The following is a 19,710-nucleotide window of genomic DNA, read 5'->3' as shown; positions in this document are numbered from 1 at the left end:
TCAGCTCTTGGTGTAGTGCAGCTCCACCCGCCGGTTCTTGGCCCGGTTCTCCTCGCTGGTGTTGGGAACCACCGGATCCGCCTCCCCCCGGCCCTCGGTGGTGATCGTCACCCCCGGCAGGCCGGGCTCGACGATGGCCCGCACCGCCGCCGCCCGGCGCCGCGAGAGGTCCAGGCCGTGCTCGCTGGAACCCAGATCGTCGGTGTAGCCGACGATCGCCAGCCGCCCGGGGCCCTGCTGCTTGAGCTGAGCGGTCACCTCATTCAACCGTGCCTTCGCCTCGGGCCGGATCACGTCGCTGTCCTTGGCGAACAACACATTGCTGTTCAACGTGACGTCGGTGGTCCGTGGGCCCTCGGCAACCTGCGCGGTGCCCTCGGTGTCCTCGGTTACCGCCAGGATGTCGATCGGCTCGCCGCCCTGGATGTCCTCCACCGGTTTCTGCACCGGCGCCGGCATCGGGGTCGGTGCCCAGACCGACTTCACCGACGGCGTGGCACTGGGTGCCGCTGCCCCGAGGCCCCCGCCGTTCACCGCAAGCCCGAGACCGGCCAGGCCGGCCAATCCGATGGCGACGACCCGGTGTGGGCCCCGGCGCTCACCCGAGCGGGACATTGTCGAAGCTCCCGAACCTCGACGCGCCCACCGCCACCGTCGTCACCCCAGGTGGCGGTGCGCCGAAAACACAACTCACATACAGTTCGTCACCGGTCTTCGCCGACGACGGCATCTGCGGAGCGCACAGGGATCTGTCGCTCTGGCCCTTGGCCGGACGGTAGAGCTTCTTGTTCGCCGCGTCGATCAGGGTGAAGCCGTTGGTCTCCCCGGTCACCTCGTTGAAAGCGCCACTCGCGCTGAGCAGCTCCTTCGACGGCGAGCCCGTCACCGAGGTGTAGCGCACCCGGGCGTTCAGGGTGACCACGCCCTCACCGCGTCGCAACGGGTACAGATCGAGATCGTAGCTGTTCCCGCCGACCTTGATGTTCCGACTGCCGATCGGATCGCCCAGCGGCGGAATGGTGCCCGACACGCTGGGCGTTGCCACCGGCTGGCCACCGCCCGCCGACGACGCCCCCGCTGATGGAGCGCCCGCCGGCTCGCTGACTGTCGGTGCGGGTTGTTGCTGGCTCCCACCCACCATGCCGCACCCACTCAGCAGCAGGGTCGACGCAATCACAGCCGTTGCGGTCCTCATGGCCACCTCCCCGAGTAGGGACACAACTATAAGAGCCCCGAGAGCCGACCGACGATGAGCGTGGGCACCCGGCGGTATCGTCACCCCCATGACGATGGTTCCGCCCGACCAGATCGGCATCCCGCTCACCGCGGCGGGTCTCTACTGGCAGCAGAGCAAGTGGAACGGCCGCAAGACGGTCCCGGTGATCCTGGAGCTGTTCGACTCGAACACCTTGCGCCTCGGGGTGGCCGACGGGATCATCTTCGCCGTCCCGGCGACGAGCGTGCAGGCGAAGTTCTCGATCACCAACATCCTGCACCTCACCGTGAACGGCGAGAAGTACGCCATCAGCGGGATCGGGACCTCGCTGTCCCCGGAGTTCCCGCCGGTGATGGTCGACTATCTGCAACGCACCGCCGGTGAGATCGCCAACCGACACGGGGAGAATCCCGCCGATCAGAACTACGTCACCCTGCTCCAGGTCGCCCGCGGGTCGGTGTTCCGCTTCGGCGCCGAGGCCAGCGCCAAGATGGCCGCCGACGGTGCCGCAGCCAAGGAGGCGATCGACCCCTGGCGCCAGATCCTGGCCTCCGCCGGTGCCCAGATCGCGTGACCAGTCCAATCACAACGCTCGCGAGCCCTAGGCTGCACCCATGAGTCAAGGCTTCGACGATCTTCTTGCCGCAAACGCCGAATACGCAGCCAACTTCACCGAGGGCGGGTTCGACGGCATCGCCCGGGCGGGCGTGGCAATCATCACCTGCATGGATTCCCGGATCGAGCCGTTGCAGCTGCTCGGTCTCGGGCTGGGTGATGCCAAGATCATGCGTACCCCCGGTGGCCGGATCACCCCGGACGCGCTGGTGGGCTGCATCCTCGGGGTCCACCTGCTGAACGTGCAGCGGATCATGGTCGTCCCGCACACCCGGTGCGCGATGGCCTCCGGTGACGATGCGGCCATCGCGGACAAGGTGCTCGAGGCGACCGGAGTGGACATCCACGGCATGGTGCTGGGCTCCAGCCCGGACCAGCGCGCCGGCCTCAGCTACGACGTACGCCGACTGCGCACCCATCCGCTGCTCCAGGACAACCGGGTCGAGATCGGCGGATTCCTCTACGACGTGGACACCGGGCGACTGACCCAGGTGCTCTGAGCCGACGGACCAGCACAACCAACACACCCAGCACAACGAGCCCGGCCGGCCCGGCCCCCGACCGGGCCGGCCATACCTGGACCCAACTATGTCATAGTTGACATGTTTGGATAGGCGTGGTGGACTCGGCTCATGGTTCGACAAGGATCCACCAAGACGCTCTGCCGCGCCGCCCATGCCGTCGCCCGCAACAACCTGGCGACCGCGTTCGGTCACGTCTCGATGCGCGCCGGCAAGGAGCTGGTGATCACCCCACCACTGCCGCTCAGCCAGGCCCGCTCCGACCTGTGTCGCAGCATCCCGCTGGACGCCGACGAACTGCCGCCCGGCATTCCCAAGGAGGCCTGGCTGCATCTGGCCATCTATCGCGCCCGTCCCGATGTGGCCGCGATCTGCCGAGCCCAGCCCGAGGTGGCGACCGCGCTCGCCTCCGCCGGAGTGGCGATCCAGCCCCTGCACGGCCAGGGCACCTTCTGCGGCGTACCCGTGCCGGTCTTCACCGAGGCCGAACTGGTCCGTGACAGCGATCGCGGCGTACGCCTGGCCAGGGCCCTCGGTGACGATCCCGCCCTGATCCTGAAAGGCAACGGTGCGCTCACCGTGGCCGCCGACCCCGGCCGGGCCGTCGCCCGGATGTGGGTGCTGGAGGCCTCCGCCCGGATGAACACCACCGCCGCTGCCGCCGGGAATCCCACCCCACTCAGCGAAACCGAGCAGGCCGCCTGGCGGGCCACCGAGACCGAACTGCTGGGCCGTATCTGGGCCCATCTGGACCACACCGATGAGGAGAACAACCGATGATCAACCTGCAGGATCTGGCCTACGTGCGGATCGGCACCCGCGACCTCGACACCCAGGTCGCCTTCGCCACCGAGATCGTGGGACTCGAACTGGTGGAGCACACCGACCAGGTCGCCACCTTCCGCGCCGACAACCGGCGGCACTGCGTCCAGTTCGTCCCCGGTGAACCGCGGGCGCTCTCCAGCGCCTTCAGCCTCGCCGACGAGGCCGCACTGGCCGCGGCTGCCGAGGAGCTGCGGGCCGCCGGAATCGACGTGCACGAAGGAACTGCCGACGAGTGCGCGGAGCGGCACGTGCTGGCGTTCATCTCCTTCTCCGACCCGGCCGGCAATGTCGTCGAACTGGTCTCCGGCCAGACCCACACCGAGTCCCGACCGGTCGCCTTCACCCGCCCGGTCGGCATCACCGAGTTCGGCCATCTCGGCCTGGAGGCCCCCGATGTGAAGGAGGCCGAGAAGTTCTGGACCAAACACTTCAACTTGAAGGTCTCCGACCGGATCGGCGCGAACGCCGTGCTGATGCGGTTCGACCCGGTGCACCACAAGCTGGCCGTCTTCGCCGACCAGACCGGTCTCGGGCACGTCAACTTCCAGGTCGCCAGCATCGACGACCTGATGCGCAACTGGCGCTTCCTGGAGCACCACGGCATCAAGATCATCGCCGGCCCGGGCCGCCACCCCCAGTCCACCGCGGTCTTCCTCTATTTCAAGGGCCCCGAGGACGTCACCTGGGAGTACTCCTTCGGTGTCCGCGAGATTCCCGAGGACCAGCCCTGGGTGCCGCGCGACTTCGAGCCCAGCGAGATCGACTTCATCGACATGTGGAAGGGACTGCTGCCCAAGGCCGGTACGCCCTGGTCGGAGCGCAACAAGTGACCGCGGCGAACACGACGCAGGCAGCGACGGGTACGCGGACCGAGGGACTCACCGGCAACCGGCTGATCGGCCTGGTGCTGATCTGCGGGCTCTCGATCACCTTCGACGGTTATGACCTGGTGGTCTACGGCACCACGATTCCCAAGCTGATGGCCGAATGGGGCATCGGCCCCGCGCAGGCCGGTGCGATCGGCTCCTATTCCCTGATCGGCATGATGATCGGCGCCCTGGTGATCGGTTCCCTCGCCGACCGGGTCGGGCGGCGGAAGGTGCTGATCGCCTCCGTCGCCTGGTTCTCGCTGTGGATGATCGTCTGCGCGATCGCCCCGAGCGTCACCCTCTTCGCCGTCGCCCGTTTCCTGTGTGGGTTGGGACTCGGGGCCTGCATGCCGACCGCGGCCGCGGTGGTCGTCGAGTACGCACCCCGCGAACGCAGCAACTTCATCTACGGGATGATGCAGTCCGGTTTCGCTGTCGGCGGCATCCTGGCCGCCCTGCTCGGCATCCTGGTGATGCCCGCCTTCGGTTGGCGCGCGATGTACTGGATCGGCGCGCTGCCGCTGCTGATCGTCTGCCTGCCGGCACTGAAGTGGCTGCCGGAGTCCATCGAGTTCCTGATGGCGAAGGGACGCCGCGACCAGGCGTACCGGCTCGCCGACCGGCTCGGCCTGGTCGAGCCGACCACCCACGACGAAGGCCCCGGCAAGGTCCGCCTCAGCCGGCTCTTCAGCGGCGGGCTGGCGCTGCCGACCGTGCTGTTCTGGGTCTCCACCTTCTGTGCGCTGCTGCTGGTCTACGGGTTGAACACCTGGCTGCCGGAGATCATGCGCAAACAGGGCTACCCGCTGGGCTCCGCACTGTCCTTCCTGCTGGTCTTCAACCTGGGTTCGATTCTCGGACTCGTGGTCGGTGCCACCATCGCCGACCGGATCGGCTCCAAGCCGGTGATCGCCGTCTCCTTCGCGCTGGCCGCGATCAGCGCGGTGATCCTCAGCTTCAACCCGAACGTGATCGTGCTCTACCTGCTGGTCGCGATCGGCGGCTACGGTGCCATCGGCACCCAGACGCTGATCAACCCGTTCGTCACCCGCTACTACCCTGCCGCGCTGCGCACCACCGGCATCAGCTGGTCGCTGGGCATCGGCCGGCTCGGTGCGATCTGCGGGCCGCTGCTCGGCGGGTTGGTGCTGGCCTCCTCGCTCGGCGCCGGGTGGAACTTCTATCTGTTCGCGGTGGTGGCCGTGCTCGGTGCGATCGCCGCCGCCCTGGTGCCGAAGTCCCCCACCCCCAGCGCGATCAGCGAACCCTCATCGGAGCAGCACCGCTGAGGCACACGCAGACCCCTACGATTGGGGCATGAGCCTTCGGCACGCGATCCTCGGCGTCCTCGCCGCCCGGGAGATGACCGGCTACGACCTGAGTCAGTTCTTCGACTCCGGGATGGGCTGGTTGTGGTCTGCCCGGCACTCGCAGATCTATCCCCTGTTGGGAAAACTGGTCGACGAGGGCCTGGTCTCGGGCAGCGAGGGCACCCGCGGTCAGCACCAGCGTCGGGTGACCTATGCGATCACCGACGCCGGCCGCGCGGAATTCCTCGACTGGGTGGGGACCGCACATCCGACCTCGGCGGAGAAGGACCCGTTCTGGTTGCAGGCGGTGTTCCTCGATGAGGTCGACCCGGAGCGTGCCCGGGGCGTGCTGCGGGCCTACGCCGACGGGCAGCGCGAGGCGGCCCTGCGCGCCACCTCGCACGCCACCGAGCTGGCGGCCGGGATCACCCCGCTGATCCGGGAACGGTTGACCCACCGGCCGGCCGCCGAACACGACCGGATCACCCGGGTGAAGGCGCAGGTTTTCTCCGCCCAGGCAGCGATCGCGACGACCCGTGCCGAGCAGGCGGAGGCGTTGATCAGGGTGCTGGCGGAGACGAGCTGACCCGGTCGTGGGTCACCCCGGTGATCCGCAACGGCCAGAAAACCGCCAGCCCCAGCAGCAGCGTGACGATGATCCCCAGCAACCCCAGCCGGACCCCGAACATCGCGGTGAACAACGCCACCAGGGCGGGTGCCAGGAAGCTGACCGCCCGCCCGACGGTGGCGTACAACCCGAAGATCTCGTTGTCCTCACCGGGTTCCAGGATCCGCACCAGCAGGGTGCGCGAGGCGGACTGCACCGCACCGACCATCGAGGAGATCACCATGCCACCGATCCAGAAGACCAGCTTCGCCGGGAAGAGCACGATGATCAGCCCCGTGATGACCATCGCGATCAGGGTGCCGACGATCACCGGCCGCGGACCCAGCCGATCGTCGAGGCTGCCGAAGACCCAGGTGCCGACCGCCGCGACGATGTTGGCGGCCAGCCCGAAATAGAGGACCTCGGTGGGGGCGAAGCCGTAGGAGGTGGCCGCGATCACCCCGGCGAAGGTGAACACCGCGGTCAATCCATCGCGATAGATGGCCGAGGCGAGCAGGAAATGCGCCAGCTTCGGCCGACCGCGCAGGATCCGCACCACCTCGGCGTACGCCCGCAGCGGGCTGAACCGGTTGCTGCGTTGCCGCGGCAACGCCGGCGGGCCGAAGAACATCACCGGGATCGACATCAACAGCAACCAGGCGGCGCAGAACAGCGCGATCCCGCGGATGTTGATCGAGTCGGCGGTCGGCAATCCGAAGGCGTTCTGCACGAAGCCGACCGCGGCGACCACCAGACAGATCACCCCGCCGAAGTAGCCGAGCCCCCAGGCCAGTCCCGAGATCCGCCCGATCGTGGTGGGGGTGGAGATCTGGCTGAGCATGGCGTTGTAGAAGATCTCAGCCATCCCCTGGGCGACCTGGGCCCCGGCGATCAGTCCCGCGCCGAGGAACAGGTACTGATCCTCGGGCCGGACGAACCAGCAGGCCGCGACGCAGGCGACCACGATCAGGGTGAGCACGCCGAGCACGGCCTTGCGGTTGCGTACCCGATCCCCCCAGGCACCGACCACCGGCGCCGCCAGCGCCACCACGATGCCGGCCACCGTCTGCCAGTTCGCGAACACCTGCTGGCCACGTTCGGGATTCTCCGCCACCGCCGAGGTCACATAGACCGAGAAGACGAAGGACAGCATCACGGTGTTGAACGCGTTCGACCCGAAATCCCACAGACACCAGGAGATGACGGTACGCCGATCGCCGTGCGCCGGTGCCGAGGTGACGGTACTCACGGCGACAGGCTAGCGGGCACCCTCCGGTAACGCCGGACTTTCCATTGACGCGGCGCAAGATCGGAGAAGCGGGCCGCCGCGGGCACCGACTAGCGTCAACCCCAGCAGTCAGCCGCACGAAGGGACCCGACCATGCAGACCTACCTCGCCCCCTATGTCCACTACACCACCAACTGCGCCGCGGAGGCGTTCGCCGCCTACGGCAAGGTGTTCGGCGCCGAACCGGTGATCCTGCGGGGCACGGACATGCCCGGCGGCACCCCGCCCGGAGCGGAGGAGCTGGTCGTGCACGCCCAGCTGAAGACCGACGACTTCACCCTCTACGGCTCCGATGACTGCATGGGCACGCAAACCCCGATGCAGGGTTTCGAGGTGTGCATCTTCGCCGACGACACCGCACAGACCCGCGGCTGGTTCGAGCAGCTCTCCGCGGACGGTGCCGAGGTGCACGTGCCGCTGGCCGAACAGCCCTGGGGTTCGGTCTATGGCCAGTTCACCGACCGGTTCGGGCTCACCTGGGCGTTCAACCTCGACACCCCCGGCACCTGATCTGCCTCACCATGCTGGCTGACCGATGAGAGGTCTGTCAGGATGAGTGAATGACCCAGGAGCGGTACCCGGTGCCGCTGGAGCCGCCGCGCTACAGCCATCCCCCGGTGAAGTTGAACAGCACCCGGCGGATCTCGCTGTACACCCTGATCGATGTGATCGTCGCGGTGGTCGCACTGGGTCTGACGCTCTGGCTGGCGGCGGTGGTGCTGCTGCGGGGGTTCAACTGGTCCTGGGTCACGGTGCTCTATCTGCTGGTGTTCTGGGGGTTGGTGGCCTATCTGGCGCTGCCCCGGTTGCATCAGCTGTTCACCACCCTCTATGTCCCGGACTACTTCATCGGTCGGACCCGGACCGGGGACGGGGTGCTCGGCGATCCGATCAATCTCGCCGTCGACGGCACCGAGGCCGACATCCACGCCGCGATGCTGGCCGCCGGCTGGACGAAGGCCGATGAGATCACCGCCCGCTCGGCCTGGGGGATGATCATCTCCTCGATCACCGGCCGCTCCTATCCCGCCGCACCGGTGTCGGGATTGCATCTGTTCGGCCGACGGCATGCGTTCGCCTATCAGCAGGAGGTGGACGGCAATCCCGCCCAGCGGCATCACGTGCGGTTCTGGCGTACGCCCCAGGGCTGGGTGCTGCCGGGTGGGCAGCGGGTCGACTGGCTGGCCGCCGGCACCTACGACCGCTCGGTGGGGTTGTCGGCGTTCACCGGCCAGATCACCCACAAGATCGATGCCGATATCGACATCGAACGCGACTACATCATCGACACCGTCCGCTTCGCCGACCCGCAGATCCCGGTGCGGATGATCGACGATTTCTCCACCGCCTACCACCACCGCAACGGTGGCGGCGACCAGGTGCACACCGATGGTCACCTGCCGATCCTCGATGTCAGCGGAGTGGCCGCCCGCAGCGACTCCCCCGCATTGCCTGCGGTGCCGCAGAAGCACGAGCACGCCCTGCCGCCGATCCAGCTGCTGGTGATCGGATTTCTGCTGGCGCTGCAGATCCTCGCGCTGCTGTTCGCTGGTATCGGGATCGCGATCGCCGGCGGCCCGACCGCGACCGGACTGTCGCCCGATGACTCGGTGGAGTTGCTGGGCAGCGCGATCGGCGCGGTACTGGCCACGCTGCTCTGGCTGGGTACGCTGGCGCGCTGGCCGTGGGCTCGGATCCTGCTGATGCTGGTCTGCGCCGGTGATGCCGTGCAGGCCCTGTGGGGTGCGGTGACCGACCTCTCGGCGAGCGCCCTGCTCGGTGCCAGCGTGTCGGTGCTGGTGCTGCTGGCGATCACCGCCGACCCGGTGCGCGCGTGGGTCACCCGCGACCGCACCGGACCCGAGGTCGAACTCCCCTGAGCGCACCGCGGCCACCGCAGAACCGGAGGCGAGCGTCCAGCGGCGCGCCCCCGCGATGCAGGCCCATCAAGGAGAAATCCCCCGCGTCACCCGACCAAACCGGCAGCCGAGCACCCGCGGGGATTTCGACGACTGGGCCGAAGAGCGGGGATCAACGCGCGCCGCGCGCGAGCCGACAGAATTACGCGTCGATCTGTTCGGCGTCGATGGTGTAGGCGCCCTCGACGATGAACTCCTTGCGCGGGGCGACATCGTTGCCCATCAGCATCTCGAAGGTGGCCTCGGCGATCGCGGCATCGTCGACGGTCATCCGGCGCAGCATCCGGTGCTGCGGCGACATCGTGGTCTCCTTGAGCTGGTCGGCGTCCATCTCGCCCAGACCCTTGTAGCGTTGGGGTTCTTTGAACGCGATGTTCTTCTTCGCCAGCTCGGCGGCCTTGCGCTGGTATTCCGCATCCGAGTAGGTGTAGATGTACTTGTCCATCCCCTTGCGGGGGTTGGTGATCTCGAAGCGGTGCAGCGGCGGGACCGCGGTGAACACCCGCCCGGCGTCGAGCAGCGGCCGCATGTATTTGAAGAACAGCGTCGCCAGCAGGGTGCGGATGTGCGCCCCGTCGGAGTCGGCGTCGGCCATGAAGATGATCTTGCCGTAGCGCACCGAGTCCAGATCGAAGGTGCGTCCCGATCCCCCGCCGACCACCTGGATGATCGAGGAGCACTCGACGTTCTTCAACATGTCACCGACCGAGGCCTTCTGCACGTTGAGGATCTTGCCGCGGATCGGCAGCAGTGCCTGGTATTCGGAGTTGCGGGCCCGCTGTGCGGTGCCGAGCGCGGAGTCACCCTCGACGATGAACAGCTCGCAGCGGTCCACGTCGTTGGACCGGCAGTCCTTCAGTTTTGCCGGCAGGGTTGAGGATTCCAGCGCGTTCTTGCGCCGCTGGGCCTCCTTGTGGGCGCGGGCCTGGACGCGGGTCCGGGAGGCCGCGACGACCTTCTCCAGCACGGTGCGGGCCTGCTGCTTCACCGCGGCCTTGTTGGAGCCGAGGAACTCGCCGAGCTCGCGTTCGACCACCTTGGTGACCAGTCGGGACACCGCCGGCGTACCGAGCACCTCCTTGGTCTGGCCCTCGAACTGCGGCTCGGCCAGGCGTACCGTCACCACCGAGGTGAGGCCCTCCAGCGCGTCGTCCTTGGTGATCTCCTCACCCGACTTGAGCAGCCGTTTGCCCTCCAGCGCCTTGCTGATCGCCTTGGTCAGCGCCCGTTCGTAACCGGTGACGTGGGTGCCGCCCTTGGGCGTGGCGATGATGTTCACGAAGGAGCGGGTGGTGGTCTCGTACCCGGTCCCCCAGCGCAGCGCGATGTCCACCTCGAGGTCACGGTCCACATCGGTCGGGGTGAGCGAACCGTTGTCGTCGAGCATCGGCACGGTCTCGGTGAACTCATCGCTGCCCTGCAACCGGATCACCTCGGTCACCGACGGATCCGGCGCCAGATACTCGCAGAACTCGGAGATGCCGCCGTCGTGGCGGTGCACCTCCTCGACCACCTCGTCGGGGTTGCGTTCGTCGCGGACCGCGATGGTCAATCCGGGCACCAGGAAGCTGGTCTGCCGGGCGCGGCCGGAGAGCTGCTCGAGGGAGAGTTTCGCGTCCTTGAGGAAGATCTGGCGATCCGGCCAGTAGCGGACCCGGGTCCCGGTGACCCCGCGCTTGGCCTTCCGCAGCTTCTGCAGGCCGCCGCCGGGGGTGAACGGGGCATTCGGACCGTCCCCGTCGAAGGTGCCGGGAACACCGTGTTTGAAGGACATCCCCCAGGTCGCGGAGTTGCGGTCCACCTCGACGTCGAGCCGGGACGAGAGCGCGTTCACCACCGAGGCGCCGACACCGTGCAGGCCGCCGGTGGCGTTGTAGGAACCGGCGCCGAACTTCCCGCCGGCGTGCAGCTTGGTGTAGACGACCTCGACACCCGACAGCCCGGTCCGCGGTTCGATGTCGACCGGGATACCGCGCGCATGGTCGGTGACATGGATGCTGCCGTCGGCACCCAGCACCACCTCGATCTCGGTCCCGAAGCCGCTCAGCGCCTCATCGACGGAGTTGTCGATGATCTCCCACAGGCAGTGCATCAGCCCCTTGGTGTCGGTGGAGCCGATGTACATCGCGGGCCGCTTGCGGACGGCCTCCAGGCCCTCGAGCACCAGCAGGTGCCGGGCCTCGTAGTCATGACCGGATGCGGCCGCTTTCTTGGCGGTACGAGTAGCTGCGGTTTCGGACACCCCGGCAGGTTACCCGCCGGGTGGGCGTACGCCCGGGACGCGCGCCGAGCGGTGCGCTCACCGGCGCCCGGCCCGCCGCGCCGCGAGTGCCGCGACCACCGCACCGACCATGCTCAGCGCTGCACCGACGAACAACGGAGCGGTCGCGCCGTAGCCGGCATCGATGGCCATTCCCGACAGCGAGGCGCCGAACCAGTTGCCGAGGTTCAGGGCCGCGATATTGGCGCTGGAGGCCAGGGCCGCACCACCGGCGTAACCCAGCACCCGGGCCTGGGTGCCCGGTGTCAGCGAGAACCCGACCGCCCCGAGCAGCAGCACCCCGAGGACCGCGCAGAGCGGCAGCTGCGCGCTGAGTCCGAGCGCGATCATGATTGCGGCGCTCCCGAGCTGCACCCCGACCAGGAAACGATCACCGAGTCGACGCGCCCACGACCCGCCGCCGATCAGGTTGCCGATCGCGGTGCCGAGCCCGAAACCGAACAGGACCAGCGTGACCGCCCAGGGAGCCAACCCGGTCACGTCGGTGAGCGTGTACGCCAGGTAGGAGAAGGCCCCGAAGACACCACCGAATCCGAGCACACTGACCGCAAGCGTGGCCCACACCTGAGCGGTGCCCAGCCAATGGGTCTCGGCGCGCAGATTGCTCGGTCGCCGCCCACTCTCGCGCGGCACCCACGCGGTGAGCGCGATCAGCACCAGCACCCCCAGTCCGGTCATGATGCCGAAGGTGATCCGCCAACCGAGCTGCTGGCCGAGAAAGGTACCGACCGGCAGACCGAGCACGATGGCCAGCGTGATGCCCGAGAACACCGTTGCGGCGGCCGCCTGAGCCTTCCCACGCGGCATCAGATCGGCGGCCACCGCAACCGCGATTCCCATGTAGGCACCGTGGCACAGCGCCGCGATCACCCTGCCCAGCAACAACGATCCAAAGGTGGGCGCCAGCGCGCTGAGCAGGTTGCCGAGGATGAACAGCGCGACCAGCAGCCGCAGTGCGATGGCTCGATCCAACCGGGCGGCGAGCAGCGACATCACGATCGCACCGATCGCCACGGCGACCGCGTACGCCCCGACAACCATTCCCGAGGTGCCGTCGGTGACACCGAACCGCGCACCGATCGCGGGCAACAGGCCGGCCGGGGCGAATTCGGTCAACCCGATCCCGAACGCGCCCCCGGCCAGACTGCCGACCGCGAGCCGGCGTCGGGTCACGGTGAGTTCGACTGTGGGTGTCGACATGCAGCATTTCCTTCCGGATTGGAGATTGACACCACTCATCGAACGGCGCCCGCATGCAGTCCGCCAGCACCAGAACTGCCTGGGCAGGGTGCTCCTACCAACGATTGGGTCAGGCTCGCTCGGCTCCCGGGACGCATACTTGGCGCCATGGATGCGGAGAATCGTGGCGAATTCGCCGAGTTCCTGCGCTCACGCCGCGCGGGGTTGACCCCGGCCGAGTTGGGCATCGCCAGCTACGGTCAACGACGAGTCGACGGGCTGCGGCGCGAGGAGCTCGCCCACCTGGCCGGGGTGTCGGTCGCCTACTACACCCGGCTCGAGCAGGGTGTGGCGCGCACCGCCTCGGAGCCAGTGCTGGATGCCCTTGCCGGTGCACTTCGTCTGGACGCCGACGAGCGACGACACCTGAAGCTGCTGGCCCGGCCACCGCGACGACCGCGGACCGCGACCCCGACCGAGCGGGCGTCGAAGCATGTGGCGTCGTTGATCTCGGGGATGGTCTCGACTCCAGCCCTGGTGCTCGGGCGCTTCCAGGACGTGCTCACCTGGAATCCCGAAGGGCATCGGCTGTTCGCCGCCCATCTCCCCTTCGAAGCACCGGACCAGGTGCGCGATCGGCCCAACATGGTGCGGTTGCTGTTCACCGATCCGCACGGCCGCGATCTCTATCGCGACTGGGAGCAACAGGCGGCCTACACGGTCTCGGCGCTTCGCTATTCCGCCGGGGAATACCCCGATGATCGCGCCCTGGTCGAGTTGGTCGGCGAACTGTCCACCAGCAGCCAGGAGTTCGCGACGCGCTGGGCGCGGCGGATGGTGCGTCGCTGCACCGGCGGGATGAAGCAGTTCCGGCACCCCGAGTTCGGCGATCTCGACCTGCGCTTCGAATCCTTCGAACTCTCGACCCACCCGGGCCAGCGGTTGTTGCTGCTCTCGGCCGAACCCGGATCGCCGAGCCAGGCCGGCCTCGACCTGCTCGCCCACGCCGCGCGTACCGAACGCGCCGAATCGGGCGGCGAGCCCAGGTAACAAACGGAAGTCGACGCGCCCACTGGGTGGGAATCGTCCTGGATCTGACCGAGTGGGCGGGTAGTCTCGAATCAGGCCCCGGCGGGAGCGGGGCCTCCGGGGAAACCGGTCCGAGAAGTCGGCCGGGAACCGCGGAACAAAACAGCTCCGTCCAGGTGTTGTACCGAGTGCCCGACCACGGACATGAAAGAGAGGCCCCCGTGACCACCACTGTGATCGACAACAGTCTCAATGCGGCCGATCGTTGCGACCGCTGCGGCGCCCAGGCCTACGTCCGCGTCACGCTTTCCGGCGGTGGCGAACTCCTGTTCTGCAACCACCACAGCAAGCAGCACGGCGACAAGCTTCGCCAGGTGGCGCTCAACATCCACGACGAGTCCGAAAAGCTCAGCTGAGACTTCCAACGACGAGAACCCCGTACGCCTCAGGCGTGCGGGGTTCTTGCGTTGCGGGACCTGACACTCAGCCAGGGGTGGCTTTACCAGCGGTCGGCGATCTGCTCCAGGGTACGGGCCTTGGTCTCGGCGCCATAGGTGGCGGCGGCGATCATCAGCTCCGCCGCACCGCTGGCGGCGACCAGTTTCTGCAGCCGCTCCACCACCTCGTCGGCGGCACCGACGAACTTGGTCGCCGGCAGCTGGGACAACATCGCCTCCTCCAGCTCGCTGAATCCCCGTTCGGCGGCCTGCTCGGGCCGCACCAGCGGCTCGCGCTTGTTGGCACGCATGCCGAGCGCCATCACCTTCGCCGGGCCGGCCTCGAACTCGGCCTCCTCGGCGGTGTCCGCGGTGATCGCCGAGGTGCACAGCATCGGATAGGGCTCGCTCAGCACCGGCGAGGGTTCGAACCGGGACCGGTAGGCGTCCAACACCTCGACCGGGTCCAGCTGCCCGAAGTGGTGGGCATAGGCGTAGGGCAACCCCAGCATCCCGGCCAGCTGGGCGGCGTACCCCGACGAACCGAGCAACCACACCTCGGGGGAGCTCGTCGCGGCGGGGGTGGCCGCCAGATGCGCGGAGAGCGGTTCGGTGAGCCGGTTGTCCCCGAGCCAGGACATCAGCTCCAGCAGGTGCCGCGGGAACTCGTCCACCCCCAGCCCCTCCGGATCGCGGCGCAGCGCGCGGGCGGTCACCTGGTCGGTACCGGGCGCGCGGCCGATGCCGACATCGATCCGCTCGGGATGCAGCGCCTCCAGCATCGCGAACTGCTCGGCGACCACATAGGGGGCGTGGTTGGGCAGCATCACCCCACCCGAACCGACCCGGATCCGCTCGGTGGCATCCGCGATCGCGCCGATCAGCACCGGCGGGCTGGTCGAGGCCACCGAGGCCATGTTGTGGTGCTCGGCGACCCAGAACCGGCGGTAACCGGCGGCGTCGGCGCGGCGGGCCAGATCGACGGTACGCCGCAGCGCGTCCGCGGAGCTGGCGCCCTGCCAGACATGGGCGAGGTCCAGTACGGAAAGGGGGATTGCCATATCGGAGGCAACCTCCGCGCGGCCCGCGCTATTCCACGCGCGCGGCTTCGACTCGCTCGCGCCTCGCTCGCTCAACCGGCGTTCGTGAGCCGGCTGCGCATCAGGTAGACGTTGTAGGGGTCCCACTGCGACATCAGCCAGTAGATCGAATCCCCGTCCAGCGCCCACGGGTGCAGGAATCCGCCGTAGAGACCGGGATGCTCGGCACCGGTGGTCAGCGGTACGCCATCGTCCCAGGGCCCGGTGATCGTGGGCGCGGTGCGCACCAGGATCGCCGCCTGCGCCTCGTCCAGATGCACCGCCAGCCAGCAGCCGAGCCCCGGGTGGTAGGCGACCGAGAGCTCCCCCACATTGCCACCCAGTACGGGTGCGGCGCGGCCGCTGCGGCGTACCCAATCGGTGCCGTCGAAGTAGCGGTACGAACCGACGTGCGCGACCTGGTCCCGCGGCGTACGTGCCAGATAGGCCGGGCCCCAGCGGCCGTTGGTGGTGCCGAACAGGTAGACCCACTCCGGGTCGGCCGGGTCGGTGGTGAAGGCACCGATCTGGAATCGGTTGCGGCCCAGCAGATTCGGCCACCGCCCGGTGATCGGTTTGCTCCAGCTGCGGGCATCGTCGGTGGAGACCGCGATCCCGGACTGGAAGGTCCGCCAGCGACCGCCGGGCAGCCAGATCAGGATTGACATCCAGTGCACGTAGTGCACACCGTCGATGGTGATGCCGCTGTTCGGGATCAGGGTGTGTTCGGGGAACGGTTTCGTCGGCACGTTCAGCCGGTTGCGACGGATCACCTGGGTGGCGCCGCCGGGCCGGCTGGGGCGGACCAGCGTGCTGTCCAGCAGCAGACCGGCGTCGAGGTCGCGGCTGGTCGAGGACATCAGCGTGTTGGTCCGCCACTGGGCCTTCGACGGGCCGGCGCCCCGGCCGCCCCAGTCCGGGCCGTAGGTGTCGCCGAACATCACGAACACCCGGTCGGCGCCGTCGGCGTCCGGCCCGGCATCCCAGATGATGCCCAGGTCGGTGCCGTGGATCCCGAACCGTTCCCCGGTAGCGTTGATCGAGTCGACCCCGGTGATCTTGTGCAGCAACTGCGTATCGACGACGCGAACCATGGCCCGCAGACTAGCGACGCCCCCGGCGGCGCGGCTCACCACCCGCCGCCGCCACCTCCACCGGCACCACCGCCACCGGAGAAGCCCGACCCCGAACTCGAGCTCGCGGCCGAGACCGAGGCGCTCAACGAACTGGACATGGCGGCGGAGAATCCATCAGTGGCAGCGAATGCGCCCAGGGTGGCGGCCTGGAAGCCCGGGGTGCTGCCCACGTACCAGCCGGCGGCCCCGCCGTCGTAGCGGCCCTGTTCGGCCAGTTCGGCGAAGATCCTCGTCCAGCGTTCGGCGACGCCGAAGACGATCGCCCACGGCAGGTAGCGGGAGAAGATGTCCTCCCCCTCCTCCCAGCGCAGCTTGTCGGCATCCGCGGTCCGCAGGAACTGCTCGAAGCCCTGCACCTGGGCCAGCACCGCGGACCCTTCGGCGGTCCGCCCGACCTGCCGGTTCATCGTGGCCAGCAGCGCCAATCCGGCGAGCACCAGCGGTAGACCGAGCAGCCCCCAGCCCCAGAGGCCGGCGATGAATGCACCGCCGGCGGCGCCGGCCACGATCAGCGCGACCGCCCCGACACCGATCCGGGCCTTGGTGCTGGCGGGCGAGCGCGGGTACCAGCCGTTGCTGGCGACCAGTGCCTGCAGATCGGAGCGGCCGTCGTTCAGCACCTCGGCGTACGCCTTGTCCCGCAGTTGCTTGGTGGTCACCTCCGGACCGTCCTGGAAGAGGCCTTCCAGGATGCCGGCCTCGTAATCCCTCAGCGGGTCGGCGGACTCGACACGGTCCAGGCGCCAGTCCTTCTTCCCCACCTGGGTGATGACCAGATGGCCGCGGACGGCGAGGTCGATGACGGTCGCGGTGATGTCACGACTGTCCACGGTGTGGTCGATCAGGGTCCCGGCTTCGGCGGGGCGTACGCCCTCGGGTGGGGTGAAGCGCACCGCCACCGGGGTGCGGGCGCGGCGTACGGTCGGCGCATCCTCCGCACCCGCGGCCGGGCGCAGTCCCGGGGTCAGCCCGGCATAGGCCCGGTCACCGGAGCGGCGTACCCGCAGCGCCACCAGCCCGAGCGCGACCGCCGACAGCAGCGCGGTGACCGTGCCGGTGGCCGGGGTCAGCGGAAACATGTTGCCCGGGTGCATCCGCTTGCTGAACCGCGGCTCGGCACCGACCAGGGTGCCGGCCGGATAACCGGCCACGATCTGTACGCCGGTCTCGGTGGCCAGGTCGGAGGCCGCGAAGGAGGCCACACCGTCGGCCGATTCCGCCGTGCAGGGCCGGGTGAAGTCCTTCCCGGTGAAGCAGGCGACCCGTTCGGTGTCCACCGGCCCGGTGACGCTCGCCCGGACATTGCGGATCGGCACCTGCCAGGCCGGTCCGACGAGGTTCCAGTTGAGTTCGTCCAGGCCGCTGACGGGGTTGTTCGGGGTGGTCACCCCACGCAGCGTGTAGTCGACCACATAGCGCTGCACCCCGGTGAATCTGGTGTTCTTCTCCCCCACCTTGAGCGTCAGGCCGTCGCTGTCGGATTCGCGTGCCAGATTGGTGTTGGCCCCGGTCGGGCTGCTCACCCCGTCGACCGTCACGCTCAACTGCCGCCACAGATCGGGGTTGTCGGCCACCCGTTGCCGCAGCGGGAAGGTGAGGAACGGGCCGCGCCCGGGCTCGTCGGCGAAGTCGAAGGCCAGATCGAGCCGGACCCGCACCTCGCCGTCGCGCTGCAGGGTGGCATCGACCCGGTAGTCGGTGATCGCCCAGGATTCCGGGGTGTCCTCCGCGTGTGCGGGGGCCGCCGGCAGCAGCAGCCCGAGGGCGAGGATCAGCACCGCGGCCAGGCGTACGCCCACCGTCAGTCTCCGGGCGGGGGAATCAGACGTCCGAGAGAACATGACACGACTCTAATGAAAGATCGGGGCAGACGAAAAAGCACCGAGACCCCCACCTGGGTGAGGGTCTCGGTGCGTCGGCGTCGAACGCCGGAACTCAGTCGAGGTAGTCGCGCAGCACCTGGGAGCGGGAGGGGTGCCGCAGCTTCGACATCGTCTTGGACTCTATCTGGCGGATCCGCTCGCGGGTCACGCCATAGACCTTGCCGATCTCGTCGAGGGTCTTGGGCTGGCCGTCGGTGAGCCCGAAGCGCATCGACACCACCCCGGCCTCGCGCTCGGACAGCGTGTCCAGCACGTCGTGCAGCTGCTCCTGCAGCAGCGTGAAGCTGACCGCATCGGCGGGCACCACGGCCTCGGAGTCCTCGATCAGGTCACCGAACTCGGAGTCGCCGTCCTCGCCCAGCGGGGTGTGCAGCGAGATCGGCTCGCGGCCGTACTTCTGCACCTCGACGACCTTCTCCGGGGTCATGTCGAGCTCCTTGGCGAGCTCCTCCGGGGTGGGTTCGCGGCCGAGATCCTGCAGCATCTGGCGCTGCACCCGGGCCAGCTTGTTGATCACCTCGACCATGTGCACCGGGATGCGGATGGTGCGGGCCTGGTCGGCCATCGCGCGGGTGATCGCCTGCTTGATCCACCAGGTCGCATACGTCGAGAACTTGTAGCCCTTGGTGTAGTCGAACTTCTCCACCGCCCGGATCAGACCCAGGTTGCCCTCCTGGATCAGGTCGAGGAAGAGCATGCCGCGGCCGGTGTAGCGCTTGGCCAGCGAGACGACCAGTCGCAGGTTGGCCTCGAGGAGGTGGTTCTTGGCGCGGCGGCCGTCCTCGGCGATCCACTCGTAGTCGTCCTGCTCGGCGACCTTGATCTTGACCGCGTCGTCGGCGATCCGCTCGTCGGCGAACAGGCCGGCCTCGATCCGCTTGGCGAGCTCGACCTCCTGCTCGGCGTTCAGCAGGGCGACCTTGCCGATCTGCTTCAGGTAGTCCTTGACCGGGTCGGCGGTGGCGCCGGCGGCCATCACCTGCTGCTCGGGCTCGTCGGCGTCGTCGGCGTCGGAGAGCGAGAAGCCCTGCTGCTCCTCGGTGAGCTCCTTCTCCTCCTTGGCCGTCTCCTCCGGCTTGAAGTCGGACTCGTCGACATCATCGAGGGTCCGCTTCTTGCCGACGGTGAGCACCAGATCCGAGCCGTCCAGCTTGGCCTCCACCTCGCCGCCGGCGAGCTGGGTCACGACCTCCTCGGTGGTCGGCTCGCCCTTGCCCGGCTTGCCGGCCTTGCCGGCGCTCTTGCGGGCCGGGGCCTTCTTGGCCGCCTTCTTGTTGTCCGCCTCGGGCACGGCCTTGACCGAACCCTTCTTGGCATCAGCCGAGGGCGCCTTCCGGGCGGCGGTCTTACGGGCGGGGGCCTTCTTGGCGGCCTGTCCCCGGGTGGACGATTTCGTCGCGCCCGAGTCGCTGTCCGCCTTGACCTCACTGGCTCGAGCGGCCTGTGCCGCAACCACCTGGGAAGGGACTCGTTCTGCTGAGGGCGTCACCCAAATACCTCTTGCCTTGTATCGTCG

At 68.5% G+C, this 19,710-nt stretch carries 19 protein-coding genes; 10 read left to right on the top strand and 9 right to left on the bottom strand.

What is annotated here, in order from left to right:
• Together BI335_RS02100 and BI335_RS02095 are read right to left on the bottom strand one after the other, a co-directional pair.
• Positions 1–615, bottom strand: a complete 615-nt coding sequence (locus BI335_RS02100) for an OmpA family protein (RefSeq protein ID WP_094406427.1) — start codon at positions 613–615, stop codon at positions 1–3.
• On the bottom strand, positions 599–1,195 hold the full coding sequence (locus tag BI335_RS02095; protein WP_133625533.1) for a hypothetical protein: 597 nt from the start codon (positions 1,193–1,195) through the stop codon (positions 599–601). Before BI335_RS02095 ends, BI335_RS02100 begins: the two co-directional genes overlap by 17 nt.
• 88 nt (positions 1,196–1,283) lie before the next feature.
• On the opposite strand from BI335_RS02095, the gene BI335_RS02090 reads away from it, so the two are divergent.
• The 6 genes from BI335_RS02090 (at position 1,284) to BI335_RS21725 (ending at position 5,942) form a co-directional block, all read left to right on the top strand.
• A complete protein-coding gene (locus tag BI335_RS02090) occupies positions 1,284–1,790 on the top strand; it encodes a hypothetical protein (protein WP_094399906.1) in 507 nt (168 codons plus the stop codon).
• Between the two features lie 40 nt (positions 1,791–1,830).
• A complete protein-coding gene (locus tag BI335_RS02085; RefSeq protein WP_094399904.1) occupies positions 1,831–2,331 on the top strand; it encodes a beta-class carbonic anhydrase in 501 nt (166 codons plus the stop codon).
• Positions 2,332–2,463: 132 nt separating this feature from the next.
• The gene (locus BI335_RS02080) at positions 2,464–3,132 is read left to right on the top strand and encodes a class II aldolase/adducin family protein (protein WP_094406429.1); all 669 of its coding nucleotides are present in this window, start codon (positions 2,464–2,466) and stop codon (positions 3,130–3,132) included.
• Positions 3,129–4,007 (top strand): VOC family protein, encoded by an 879-nt coding sequence (locus tag BI335_RS02075; RefSeq protein WP_094406430.1) that lies wholly within the window; start codon positions 3,129–3,131, stop codon positions 4,005–4,007. Before BI335_RS02080 ends, BI335_RS02075 begins: the two co-directional genes overlap by 4 nt.
• On the top strand, positions 4,004–5,335 hold the full coding sequence (locus BI335_RS02070) for an MFS transporter (RefSeq protein ID WP_229118096.1): 1,332 nt from the start codon (positions 4,004–4,006) through the stop codon (positions 5,333–5,335). The genes BI335_RS02075 and BI335_RS02070 overlap by 4 nt, the downstream gene beginning before the upstream one ends.
• 28 nt (positions 5,336–5,363) lie before the next feature.
• Entirely contained in the window at positions 5,364–5,942 is a 579-nt protein-coding gene (locus BI335_RS21725; protein ID WP_094406431.1) for a PadR family transcriptional regulator, read from the top strand.
• Here the strand turns inward: BI335_RS21725 and BI335_RS02060 are convergent.
• On the bottom strand, positions 5,917–7,212 hold the full coding sequence (locus tag BI335_RS02060; RefSeq protein WP_094406432.1) for an MFS transporter: 1,296 nt from the start codon (positions 7,210–7,212) through the stop codon (positions 5,917–5,919). The two genes, BI335_RS21725 and BI335_RS02060, sit on opposite strands and share 26 nt — an antisense overlap.
• Before the next feature lie 132 nt (positions 7,213–7,344).
• On the opposite strand from BI335_RS02060, the gene BI335_RS02055 reads away from it, so the two are divergent.
• Positions 7,345–7,761, top strand: coding sequence for a VOC family protein (locus BI335_RS02055; RefSeq protein WP_094406433.1), 417 nt, complete (start codon positions 7,345–7,347; stop codon positions 7,759–7,761).
• A 50-nt stretch (positions 7,762–7,811) separates the two neighbouring features.
• On the top strand, positions 7,812–9,131 hold the full coding sequence (locus BI335_RS02050) for an LssY C-terminal domain-containing protein (RefSeq protein WP_094406434.1): 1,320 nt from the start codon (positions 7,812–7,814) through the stop codon (positions 9,129–9,131).
• A gap of 181 nt (positions 9,132–9,312) precedes the next feature.
• Here the strand turns inward: BI335_RS02050 and BI335_RS02045 are convergent, their stop codons facing one another.
• Together BI335_RS02045 and BI335_RS02040 are read right to left on the bottom strand one after the other, a co-directional pair.
• Complete coding sequence (locus BI335_RS02045; RefSeq protein ID WP_094358121.1) at positions 9,313–11,412, bottom strand: DNA gyrase/topoisomerase IV subunit B; 2,100 nt, start codon at positions 11,410–11,412, stop codon at positions 9,313–9,315.
• Between the two features lie 57 nt (positions 11,413–11,469).
• Complete coding sequence (locus tag BI335_RS02040; protein WP_094358119.1) at positions 11,470–12,651, bottom strand: MFS transporter; 1,182 nt, start codon at positions 12,649–12,651, stop codon at positions 11,470–11,472.
• Between the two features lie 147 nt (positions 12,652–12,798).
• Between BI335_RS02040 and BI335_RS02035 the strand changes: the two genes are divergently transcribed.
• Complete coding sequence (locus tag BI335_RS02035) at positions 12,799–13,680, top strand: helix-turn-helix domain-containing protein (RefSeq protein WP_094406435.1); 882 nt, start codon at positions 12,799–12,801, stop codon at positions 13,678–13,680.
• Between the two features lie 200 nt (positions 13,681–13,880).
• Complete coding sequence (locus BI335_RS02030) at positions 13,881–14,075, top strand: DUF7455 domain-containing protein (RefSeq protein WP_094358115.1); 195 nt, start codon at positions 13,881–13,883, stop codon at positions 14,073–14,075.
• An 83-nt stretch (positions 14,076–14,158) separates the two neighbouring features.
• Here the strand turns inward: BI335_RS02030 and BI335_RS02025 are convergent, their stop codons facing one another.
• The 4 genes from BI335_RS02025 to BI335_RS02010 form a co-directional block, all read right to left on the bottom strand.
• On the bottom strand, positions 14,159–15,157 hold the full coding sequence (locus BI335_RS02025) for an LLM class flavin-dependent oxidoreductase (protein ID WP_094406436.1): 999 nt from the start codon (positions 15,155–15,157) through the stop codon (positions 14,159–14,161).
• Positions 15,158–15,228: 71 nt separating this feature from the next.
• The gene (locus tag BI335_RS02020) at positions 15,229–16,269 is read right to left on the bottom strand and encodes a DUF4185 domain-containing protein (RefSeq protein ID WP_094358111.1); all 1,041 of its coding nucleotides are present in this window, start codon (positions 16,267–16,269) and stop codon (positions 15,229–15,231) included.
• Positions 16,270–16,304: 35 nt separating this feature from the next.
• A complete protein-coding gene (locus BI335_RS02015) occupies positions 16,305–18,152 on the bottom strand; it encodes a DUF2207 domain-containing protein (RefSeq protein ID WP_094429509.1) in 1,848 nt (615 codons plus the stop codon).
• A 94-nt stretch (positions 18,153–18,246) separates the two neighbouring features.
• Positions 18,247–19,683, bottom strand: a complete 1,437-nt coding sequence (locus BI335_RS02010) for an RNA polymerase sigma factor (protein WP_324252372.1) — start codon at positions 19,681–19,683, stop codon at positions 18,247–18,249.
• Positions 19,684–19,710: the final 27 nt, after the last annotated feature.

Origin of the sequence: Enemella evansiae (assembly GCF_002250705.1) — a bacterium.
In the GTDB taxonomy this organism is placed as follows: Bacteria; Actinomycetota; Actinomycetes; order Propionibacteriales; family Propionibacteriaceae; genus Enemella; species Enemella evansiae.
The sequence above is the reverse complement of the archived record's forward strand: the minus strand, read 5'-3'. Positions and strand labels throughout refer to the sequence as shown.